At 39.6% G+C, this 7,756-nt stretch carries 7 protein-coding genes and 2 pseudogenes; 1 reads left to right on the top strand and 8 read right to left on the bottom strand.

Features of this window, described 5'->3' with window-relative positions; all coding sequences use genetic code 11:
* Positions 1 to 48: 48 nt before the first annotated feature.
* Complete coding sequence (locus RM368_RS37530; RefSeq protein ID WP_322698763.1) at positions 49 to 198, bottom strand: chlorophyll a/b-binding protein; 150 nt, start codon at positions 196 to 198, stop codon at positions 49 to 51.
* A 350-nt stretch (positions 199 to 548) separates the two neighbouring features.
* On the opposite strand from RM368_RS37530, the pseudogene RM368_RS37525 reads away from it, so the two are divergent.
* A pseudogene (locus RM368_RS37525) lies at positions 549 to 1,368 on the top strand (SDR family NAD(P)-dependent oxidoreductase).
* Between the two features lie 28 nt (positions 1,369 to 1,396).
* Here RM368_RS37525 and RM368_RS37520 read toward each other — a convergent pair.
* The 7 genes and pseudogenes from RM368_RS37520 to RM368_RS37490 all read right to left on the bottom strand — a co-directional run.
* Positions 1,397 to 1,840 carry an SRPBCC family protein gene (locus RM368_RS37520; RefSeq protein WP_322690490.1) on the bottom strand — a complete coding sequence of 148 codons (444 nt, stop codon included), beginning with the start codon at positions 1,838 to 1,840 and terminating at the stop codon, positions 1,397 to 1,399.
* A gap of 19 nt (positions 1,841 to 1,859) precedes the next feature.
* Entirely contained in the window at positions 1,860 to 2,048 is a 189-nt protein-coding gene (locus RM368_RS37515; protein WP_012411100.1) for a CPXCG motif-containing cysteine-rich protein, read from the bottom strand.
* A gap of 89 nt (positions 2,049 to 2,137) precedes the next feature.
* Positions 2,138 to 3,793 (bottom strand): radical SAM protein, encoded by a 1,656-nt coding sequence (locus RM368_RS37510; protein ID WP_322698762.1) that lies wholly within the window; start codon positions 3,791 to 3,793, stop codon positions 2,138 to 2,140.
* A gap of 21 nt (positions 3,794 to 3,814) precedes the next feature.
* Positions 3,815 to 4,069 (bottom strand): SemiSWEET transporter, encoded by a 255-nt coding sequence (locus RM368_RS37505; protein WP_322698761.1) that lies wholly within the window; start codon positions 4,067 to 4,069, stop codon positions 3,815 to 3,817.
* A gap of 324 nt (positions 4,070 to 4,393) precedes the next feature.
* Entirely contained in the window at positions 4,394 to 6,187 is a 1,794-nt protein-coding gene (locus RM368_RS37500) for a hypothetical protein (protein ID WP_322698760.1), read from the bottom strand.
* Positions 6,188 to 6,315: 128 nt separating this feature from the next.
* Positions 6,316 to 7,404 carry a chorismate synthase gene (aroC, locus tag RM368_RS37495; RefSeq protein WP_322698759.1) on the bottom strand — a complete coding sequence of 363 codons (1,089 nt, stop codon included), beginning with the start codon at positions 7,402 to 7,404 and terminating at the stop codon, positions 6,316 to 6,318.
* A gap of 270 nt (positions 7,405 to 7,674) precedes the next feature.
* A pseudogene (locus tag RM368_RS37490) lies at positions 7,675 to 7,756 on the bottom strand (photosystem II protein D1); the annotation flags it as partial.

Genomic DNA, 7,756 nt, shown 5'->3' with positions numbered 1-7,756 from the left:
TCTATCTCTCCAGATGTACGGAGTTTTTTCAGAAATCAAATACTAGTCCTATAGATCCCAAAGTAGGTAAGCTAGAAAACCGAGCATAGCCAAGCGACCGTTCCAAAGTTCAGACTGAGGAGTTAGCCCAAGTTCACCAGCATTGCGGTCTTTGCCATTATATGCAGTTTCAGTTTTATCACTAGGATAAATTGCCATTGTGAAGTTTCCTTAAGAAGCTAATTACATTGTTGATATTACTTAAATTACTAATCTGGTGCTATCTGTCTCTAGTCCTAAAGTAGAAACAACTCCAAAGAATGAGATTTTGAAGATGTTTAGGAAATACTTATCTAGCAAAAGTTCAATAATAGTTTTTATTACCCTTTAGAGTAGAGGTATTTTTCCCAAACAGCTGCGAATGAAAACTTATAATATCTCTAAATAACTATTTTGGATATCATAAAAAATCTAACGAAAGTTAGAAGTTTTCTCGAATATTATTGCTCAAAATAATAATAAAGAAAGAGCAAATAATATTTTTAAATTTACTACTTATATATAAGAGTATGGCTCCTACGGTATTGATTACAGGTGCTTCAGAAGGTATTGGTAAAGCAACAGCTCTTTTATTTTCTCGGCAAGGATATGACCTTGTAATTGCAGCTCGTTCTGCTGACCATTTGGAAGCTGTAGCGCAGGAGTTACAAAGCCTTGGTCGTGCAGCACCATTAACTGTCACTTGTGATGTCACCGACGCATCTCAAGTACACACATTGGTACAAAAGGTATTGGAGCATTATGGTTATATCGATGTGTTGATAAACAATGCAGGCATCTTCGCATCAGGGCCAGTAGAGCAGTTTTCTCTCAATGATTGGCATCAAATTATAGACACTAATTTATGGGGATATATCCACACAATTAATGCCCTTCTACCTCATTTCCTCCAGCGGGGTGGTGGAACTATAGTTAATTTAAGTTCACATTGGCGGTAAGGTACCAACTGCTTACTTAGTGCCCTACTGCACTAGCAAGTTTGGGGTGACAGGGTTGACGGAAGCCTTACAAGCAGAACTACAGCCAAAGGGTATTCATGTTTGTGGGATTTATCCGAATTTAATTAAGAGTACTTTAATGGAACGGGCAGTTTTTCGGGGCAAGAATAAGCAAGATGCTCAAACTCGTCGTGGACAGCTTAAGGTTGTGCTGAAAAATCCGGTAGTGGAGAAGCCTGAAGATGTGGCAAATGCTATCTGGGATGCAGTCAAGAATAAGAAATCGGAAGTGATGGTTGGTTCGGCGAATTTCTCGCAAGCTTTGTATCGCTTGTTTCCTGGTTTGATAAAGTGGGTTTTGCGGCAAGGGTTGAAAAATCAGGATAATTAATTTTTGCTGCCAGCACATTCTGCTATTGTTACTCACATTCTCGTTTCGTTACATAGTGGCGATAGCGAAACATAGCTTCTAGTTGCACTTGCACTAACCAACCACTGACAAATTCAACTGTTCCTCCACCAGGCATAGAAAAAGAAATAGCATCAGTCAGCCTAGTTTTACCATTTTCCAGTTCAAATTCATGTCGATGTATCCAAGATTCAAAGGGGCCAGATATCTGTTCGTCGGTAAACAGGCGATATTTTTCACATTCAGTATGACGCGCTAACCAAGTTAAGGGTAATGGGCCGAGAAACAAGCGAAATTCAGTGATAGCGCCCACGTTCAGCCCTCCTTCACGACGAACCACTTGAACCGGCTGCCAAGGTGGATTCAAGAGTTGCAAAATATCTGGCCTTTCGTGAAATTTCCAAACTACTTCTGGTGAGGCATTAATGATTGAAGAATGTTTAAAGTGCAGCATGGAAAGAAAAACCTAAAATTCAGCTTTCAGATTCGGTATCTATCTCGATATCTAGGGTATCTTCATCAACCCGCACATACAAAATATTTGGGTTACAGCAAACTTGACAATCTTCTACATAAGATTGCTGTCCTCCAGCACTCAAATCAATAAAAGTTAAATTCGGTTCGCCGCAATAGGCGCAGTAATACTCAGCTGTGTTTTGCATCAAGTTTTCAGCTATGAATTCAATGGTATTGGGCATGGGGCATGGGGGATTGGGCATTGGTTATTCCCCGTGTTCCCAGTCCCCAGTCCCTAGTTCCTAGTTCCCAGTACTGGCTGTAGTTCTTTGAGGGATGGATTGATATAACTCTGAGCATCAGCCAAATGCTTTAGTAGTGTAGACTGTGGCAAAGGCCCTTGCAAGTGGCTCCAGGGTAATACTTGTTCTGTTGACCATTCGGCGTGAACGTAAAAATCTAAGTCGGGGATTTGTCCTTTGAGTTGCTTGAAAGCACGTTTGTAGCTACCCAAGGAATCGCCAAAGTCACGAGTAAGTTCGAGAAGTTGGGAGAGTCTGCGATCGCCTCTCGATAATAAAGCCTGTATAATCGACCAATTATAGCTTTCTGGGCGAAATTCTATCCCCTGTGGTTTTAGCTGTTTTTGCAAAAACTGCAACCGCTTTTCTGCTTGCTGATTCACTCCAAACCATTGAAACGGTGTGTGTGCTTTGGGTACAAAGGTACTACATCCGTATGTTAAGCGCAATCCCGGCGCAGCTTTTTTGATATTACGCATCATCGCCACGGTTTGTTCTAAATCTTCTGCTTCTTCACCAGGAATTCCTGCCATTCCGTAGAGTTTCAAGCTTTTTAAGCCGCCAGCTTTAGCATTTATCGCTGCTTGGATGATTTCATCGTTATGCAGCTTTTTGTTGACGATTTGGCGGATCTTTTCGGAACCACTTTCTACTGCAATAGTAAGCGATCGCGTGTCTCGTTTTGTCAAAGTTTCTGCTAACTGGACTGTTACAGTATTAGTTCGGACTGAGGCAATACTGAGACGGACATCATCATACTTTGGCTGACTAATATAATCTAGCAACGCTTCAAATTCTGGATGTTGAGTTACTGAAGCCCCTAATAATCCTAGCCGATTTGTGACTTCTAAACCTTTGGCGATCGCTGGAATTAATGAATCTTCCAGACTGGCTGTTCTAAAAGGTAATGTGAGATAACTCGCCAAACAAAAGCGGCACATTTCTGGACAACTTCTCACCACTTCCACCATGTAGATATTTTCCCATGCCGCTTTTTCGGTGACTACAGTAGAGGCCGATAGGGTATTTCCTCTGTAAGTTTGTTTTTGTACTACTGCGGGAATTTCGGGAGAAATTGGTTTAATTGACTTTACTTCACCATCTCTTGTGTGATACTCCACCTCATACAAACTGGGTACATAAATTCCTGGTATTTGTGCAAGTCTTTTTAGTTGAGTTTGTCTTGAGGCATTTCTTACTTCTTTGTAAGCCTCAATAAAATTCCCTAACAGGGTTTCGCCATCTCCCAGTAAAACGACATCAAAAAAATCTGCAAAAGGTTCGGGGTTAGCAGTGAGAACGGGGCCACCACCAAAAATTATCGGATGAGAATCATCACGAGAGGTTGCCCGAATCGGAATTTCTAAAGATTCCAGCAAATTTAGAATATTCACATAATCCAGTTCCCACGAAATAGAAAATCCCACAATTTCCGGCGTTCTGGGGAGTTGTTCGTGAGTATCTGTAAACAGGCGACTCACCTGCACATCATCACGCACTGCCAACGTTGCCCAAACTACCTGATAGCCAAGGCTAGTGATACCTACGCTGTACTCATTGGGAAAGGCGAAGATTATGGGGATAGCGTTGGTGTCTGGGGTAGTAGGGGTAAATAGAAGGCGTTCAGAGTCAAATACAGATGATGTCACAGGTGTTTGTTAGAGGCAAGTTTATCTATATTTAATTTTAAGCCATAGAATAATTAAGTTAAAAATCAATGTTACGGCGTTAGCAAGAATAATTGGCAAGGATTGTAAATAAATTCCATAGATTAGCCACAAAAAAACACCACTTATGAATGTAATCAGGGTAATTAAAGAAACATCTTTTGCTGATTTTGTTTGCCAAGTTTTAAACATCTGTGGCAAAAACGAGATTGTAGTTATTGTGGCGGCAGCTAATCCTATAATTGTCAGAAAATCCATGCGATGCATACCTATAAAATAAAGTTTTCATTGGTTAAAAAACTTATAAACTGATTTTTATTATTCTGTATCAATGTCTTCTATTTTACCTTTTAACGTGAGTAATAAAGTATAAAAAAGAAAAAGGAAAAGAGTTTGACTCTGTTCCCTTCTCCTTTAAGCTCTACGCTAATCATTAAAAGATATGTTATTGACACTAGCAAAAGCGATTAATTATTCACGGGATAACTGCAATAGTAAAGGCGTGAACTCTTCTGGTAATAATTTGGCAAATCGGTTGTGAATAAATCTGGTCATGTTGGTAGTTTAGTGATGCAAACCAGTTTATCTAGCATTGTCTGACGATTTTTTGAGATAAGACTTAGCCCAAGCATATCGTTGTGAATCTTTTTTAAGTAAATATTCTGCTGCTTCATGTCGTTTATTCTCATCTTTTGTACTCCTGACTACTCGTTTTCTCTCATCATCTATATCTTCAGGTTTAGCACCGCGTTTTATTGCTTGTTCATACCAATAATCTCCTTTTGCATAGTCACTTTTGTCATAACATATAGCACCCATTAGGGTATAAGGTTGATGACTATCAGGGTGATACTCCATAGCTTTTTTCGCACAAATCTCTGCATCAGCTAAGTTATCCATATCTCTGAATGCTGCACCTCTAGTAACTGAAATTGCTGACTTTAGCTTGCTTTCTTTGATTTGGCTTAAGTCTAAGTTAGTAAGTTTTAATGCCTGTCCAGGTTCATCTGCTTTGCGCCAATAACTACTAGCGGTGGGAATATCCCATTTATTTCCAGTGCGGTGAAATTCCTGCTCATAAAACTCTGCTTCTAGCCTGTAATACGCAAGAGCAATTTTCCCACCAGGAGATAATAGTTCCTCTTCCATAAGCTGCAAAACCAACTTAGGATCTAGTCGTTCTTTTTTCTCTAATTTGACCATGATCGCGTAAAATGGCTCTAGCGCAAGTGAAAAATATATCAATCTATATTTTCTCTTGAGAATAGCGAAGTGCTTTTGTTGAGCGAGAATAAAAATATCTTCACGTCTATTATTTTGTAGCCAATCAATTTCTGATTCATTAAGTAGTTCTCCCAAATCTATCTTAGATTTTAGGGTAGAGGCGTATTTTTCATTTGCAATTTCTATAATCTCAGTCAGCTTGCGTTTTTTGAGAAAGTTAATATCTTGTTCACCTAATTGATTCGACAACTCAAGTCTTTTAAAAATTTTATACAGGTGACTCTTGGGCGATGAATCCTGATATTCAGTTACTTTATATTTAAGTCTCAAGACAGCAAATTCTTGTGTTTGTTCCAACTCTTGAGCAATGGCAATTGTTTCGCTAAGTTCTTGCTGTTCCAACCAGTTAATCTCGGAATCACTCAAATTATTTTTGGCATCAATATTTTGCAGTGTTGGATATAGTGGACTCGACAATGATAAATCCAGGTGTTTATTAGCTTGGTATTTATCTCGTAATTGAGCAAAGTGAATTTCTTTTACTGACTCTTGTTGTTGAAAAATTTCTGCTGTTTCCAAGAGTTGGTTATTGATCAGCCAATGATATTCAGAATCACTTAAACGTTCTGTAACCTCTAATTTTTTTAGTATTTGATACAGGAAACTATCAGGATATGAGTCTTGATATTGAGTAGCTTTGTACTGAGATTTAAGTTTAGTAAATCGCTTTACTTCTTGAGCAATTTGATTTGTTTCATATAAACCAGTTCTTTTCAGCCATTGAACTTCTAAATCAGTGAGTAAATTTCCTGATTCAAGTTTCAAAAGTATGAAATACAGGTGAGTAGATTGCCAGGAAACGTTATAATTTGTGGCTTTATACTTAGACTTTAATTTAGAGAATTCAAATTCTAGATTTATGAATTCTTGTACTTTATGTTTCTGCTGTTGCTTGATAGCTTCTAAAGTCTCCTCAAGGTTAGATTCTCCCAACCAATTAGATTCTAAGTCAAGGAGTTCAATTCCTAAGTCAAGTTTTCGTAGTATGAGATACAGCAAATTAGCGGGTGATGAATCTTGATATTGAGTCGCTTGGTATTTGGACTTTAAAGCAGCAAAGTGTTCTAAGCGATTTTGAGACTCTTTATCCATATTGATAGTAGATGCGATTGCACGTAGTTAAATGTGTTATCCGCTACTATAGCAATACAGATAAAAAAGGGCGAGTCAGACACTCACCCCCGAAGCATAAATATTTTATGAAAGTCCAAGTATAATCCCTACAACACCTTACACTGTCCATGATTTCTTAACAAATGGTCGCACAACACCAGCGCCACCATCGCCTCCACCATTGGAACTGCACGCGGTAGCACACAAGGATCGTGTCGTCCTTTCGCAGCCAATAGCGTTTCTTCACCTTCACGAGTTACTGTTTTTTGCTCTTTTCTAATTGTCGCCGTCGGCTTAAATGCAACTCGTAAAATGATATTTTCTCCATTGGAAATTCCCCCCTGAATACCACCAGAACGGTTGGTTACAGTGCGAATTTCACCATTTTCATCAATATAATATTCGTCGTTATGCTCAATCCCGGTTAACAACGTTCCGCCAAAACCAGAACCGATTTCAAAGCCTTTGCTAGCAGGGAGAGACATCACACCTTTAGCGATATCAGCTTCCAATTTATCAAATACTGGTTCGCCCAAACCTTTCGGCACGTTACGCGCTACACATTCTACAACACCGCCGATAGAATCACCTTGCCTCCCAACTTGCTCAATTAATTCAATCATGCGATCGCTACATTCAGCATCGGGACAGCGAACGATGTTGCTTTCCACTTGTTCTAAGGTAACGGTATTTGGATCGACTACACCTTCTAGATCCTTGATGCGCTTCACATAACCGATAACTTCAACATTGGCAACTTGACGGAGAATTTTTTTAGCGATCGCACCAGCTGCTACTCTGCCTATTGTCTCACGCGCTGACGACCTACCCCCACCTTGCCAATTACGAATGCCATATTTCGCATCATAAGTTGCATCCGCATGAGAAGGGCGATACTTCTCGGCCATCTCGTCGTAGTCTTGGGAACGAGTGTCTTTGTTTCGTACCAAAATTCCTATAGGCGTTCCTAGTGTTTTGCCTTCAAATACCCCTGATAAAATCTCGCAGGTATCCGCTTCTTTGCGAGGTGTGGTAATTTTACTTTGTCCCGGACGCCTTCTATCTAATTCCACTTGAATTTCTTCTGCCGAAATTTCTAATTGTGGAGGACAACCATCAATCACAACCCCCACACCACCGCCGTGAGATTCACCAAAAGTAGTTATACGAAATAGATGACCAAAAGTGTTGCCCATGATCTTAAAGAAAAAGTATGAGGCTTATGTATTTTACCTAGAGTTTGTGCAAAAGTTAATTTTTATGCTTTGGCACTGGGAATGTTTGACGTATAGCATTCCTAAATTATTTGTTAAAACCTCTATTTCTAATCTCTCCGTGTTCTCTGCGCCTCTGTGGTTCGATTAGAAAACTATTTTTCACAACTCATTTAGGATTGCTATTTAATACAAATAAGAAAGCGCCCTCCGTTACCAGAGGGCGCTCTCTCATTTAGCTAAACTTCAGAATTAACCGTTGATAGCAGGAGCGCTTAAAGCTACAGGAGCAGAATCGCCAGCAGCCAAATCCAGAGGGAAGTTGTGAGCGTTA

Origin of the sequence: Nostoc sp. DedSLP03 (genome assembly GCF_034530815.1) — a bacterium.
In the GTDB taxonomy this organism is placed as follows: Bacteria; Cyanobacteriota; Cyanobacteriia; order Cyanobacteriales; family Nostocaceae; genus Nostoc.
The sequence above is the reverse complement of the archived record's forward strand: the minus strand, read 5'-3'. Positions and strand labels throughout refer to the sequence as shown.